We start from the raw sequence: 2,806 nt of genomic DNA, 5'->3' as shown, positions 1-2,806 counted from the left end.
CACCCAATAATATCATTATCAACTCAGGCACCTTTACTGCCAAAGAAGGTGATATTGCCATTAGCAGTGTGGGCAATGTCATTCTGCAAGCGGCTCAAGACAGTATCTATGATGCCGAAACCCAAACCAGCAAGAAGAAAAGCTGGGGCGGACTTAAAAAGAAAGTCACCATCACCAGTACCACCGAAGATATCCGCAATGCCGACTCTGTAACATTGATTGGTAACAATGTCAGTGTCAATGCAGGTGACAATATCATCAGTTACGCCACCGATATCAAAGCCCCCACAGGACATGTCAGCCTACAAGCAGGGGATGCCATTCGCTTAATGGCAGTTGATGAAGTGGACAACAAAAATGTGGATGTCAAAAAGACCTCAAGCTTTATTGGCATTAAATACAACAAGAACCACACAACCGATACTCGCAACGTATCAAGCGAGTTACCATCGACTTTGGTTGCCAATATTATTGATACAGGCTCAGGCGACGATACTTATTTGCAAGGTACCGAGTTTGAGTACTTGCAAGGGGCAACTATCAAAGCAGGTGTTGGTATGAAGGCAGTGCCTGATGCCAAGATTATCTTCGATACCATTAATACGACGGTGGAAGAGAACCACACCCGTGAGTTTAATAATGTGGTGTGGCAGTCGATGAGTGAGAAAGGCTTTGTCGATGAGACAGGGACGTTGCCGAAGTTTACAGGTCCAACCACCCCTAGTTTCTCTGCCCCTGGTGGGTTGATTGTACAAGTGCCACTGTCTGAAAAAGAGCAAGCCGATAGCACAAACTTGGTGAATGTGGTTAACCGTATGGGTAATCAGCCAGGCTTTGAGTATTTGCAACAGATTGCTAAACGCAAGGATGTGGATTTTAGTGTGGTGCAGACTGCTCAAAAAGAGTGGGATTATAAACAAGAGGGATTAACGCCTGCTGGAGCGGCTTTGTTGACAATTGCCGTTGCTTGGGCGGCAGGACCAGCGGCTAGCGGTATTTCAACAAGTTTAGGCGGGGGCGTTGCAGGGGCTACAGGTAGTGCTGCCTTTACTTCACTTGCGACACAAGCTTCTGTGTTATTGGTAAATAACAAAGGCGATATTAATAAGACATTAAAACAGTTAGGTAGTAGTCAGACGGTAAGAGCAACATTAACCGCTGCTTTAACGGCTGGGGCATTGCAGTATGTTAATACCAGTGTGATGCCTGGGGTGCTTGAAAAACTAAATATTAATGATGCTGAAACTTTGCAAGGTAGATTAGTTGGTGGTGCATTTGAGGGTACGACTTCTGCATTGGTTGACACAGCCATTAATGGCGGTAGTTTAGAGGATAATCTTAAAAATGCGCTATTAATGAGTGAAGTCAGTGCGGCTCATGGGTTTGCAGCAACTCAAATTAAGATGACAGTTAATAATGACATCTTAAGAATTATCAGCCAAAGTATTGCAGGCTGTGTAGAAGGTGAGATTCAATCAGGTCAGTGTGGTGCAGGTGCAATTGGTTCAGGTGTTGGTGAAACTGTCGCAGAGTACTTATTAAATGGACGTAATCCTACTTTTGTTAGTGATGAGGAAAAGCAGAGAATTCTCTTAATGGCTAATTTTGCATCAGCCGTTACTACTGCTTATTCTGGTTATGATGCCAATATAGCTATTCAAAACTCTACTACAACTATTCTGAATAATAGTTATAAAGACAAAGCTATAGAAAAGCTACAAGCAGCTAGAAAATTTTTAGATGCAAAATCGCAACAAGCACTTGATGGATTGGTTGCTGCTTATAAAAAAGGAGATATTGAGCTAGCAAAAAAATATAAATCTCAGTTAGACGATGCTATTGCCAATTGGGCTTCTTCTGGGTATTATGAAATTCTAGGCGTTAATCCTAAAGCAGCTGTAGGGGCGGCGGTATTTGCGGTTGGTGAATTATTAATTCCGACTAATGTCACGGATATTGTGCCTGTAGGCAAGTTGACAAAGGCTGGTAAAGCGGTACATGCACTGGAAGGGTTAGCTGAACATCAAGTTAAATTGCTTGATGAAGTTAGTAACTTATTTACTAAAACATCACAGCATAGCACACTAAATATCAATGGTAAAATTGTACATGAAGGAATAGGGGGTAATAAAGTAAATACTACTAAGATTATGGATAGTCAAAATTTAACAGATAACGATATTAAAATTTATGCAGAGCAACTAGCAGGAAAGCCTTTGACTCAAGTAGCACCTGGAGTATTCAATGCCGATTTAGGCGGTGGAAAGCAAATTCGTTTGAGAAGTGTTTCAAGTTCTGCTGCTCAAACTAACGCTAGATGGACACTGGATATTCAAGGCGTGCAATCTGTAAACGTATCTACTGGAAGCAATGTTAATAAAGTGGAAATTAAATTTAGATGATGAAATATATGACTGAACATGATTATCAGGAACTTCGTAAGATTGCAATTGCCGAACCTCATGATTTATCTTATTTATGGGATTGGGTACAAGACCCAAATGTAGGGTATGTAAATCAAAACTTACTTTTCACATTTAAAGAAAGAAGAGAGGCATTCTTTGAAGTTTTGGAAAGATTAATGGTAGATAAGGTTTTATTTCTAGAAAAAGATGGAATATTTTTGCAAGGTTCAATTAAACAGCAGATAGATTTATTTCGAAAAAGTTTTCCAAATTCAGAGGAGGAGATTTTATCCATTGGTGGAATGTTTGTCTGGTTTGTCTTACCAAGTTGCCCTGCGTATGCAGTTTGGAAGCAAATTAAGAAAAATGGAGAATTTGAATATTATTGGTCGCAGTAATTA

General features: G+C 40.4%; 2 protein-coding genes. Both read left to right on the top strand.

The genetic code is table 11. The annotated features are described in order from the left end of the window. A partial coding sequence (locus MA2_RS10585) for a DUF637 domain-containing protein (RefSeq protein WP_169795170.1) occupies nt 1–2,402 on the top strand: 2,402 nt, incomplete at its 5' end. Nucleotides 2,403–2,410: 8 nt separating this feature from the next. Beyond that, nucleotides 2,411–2,803, top strand: coding sequence for a DUF596 domain-containing protein (locus MA2_RS10580; RefSeq protein WP_158080598.1), 393 nt, complete (start codon nt 2,411–2,413; stop codon nt 2,801–2,803). Nucleotides 2,804–2,806: the final 3 nt, after the last annotated feature.

It is taken from the genome of Moraxella atlantae NBRC 14588, from assembly GCF_001591265.1.
In the GTDB taxonomy this organism is placed as follows: Bacteria; Pseudomonadota; Gammaproteobacteria; order Pseudomonadales; family Moraxellaceae; genus Faucicola; species Faucicola atlantae.
This window is presented reverse-complemented; position numbering and strand designations above follow the sequence as displayed.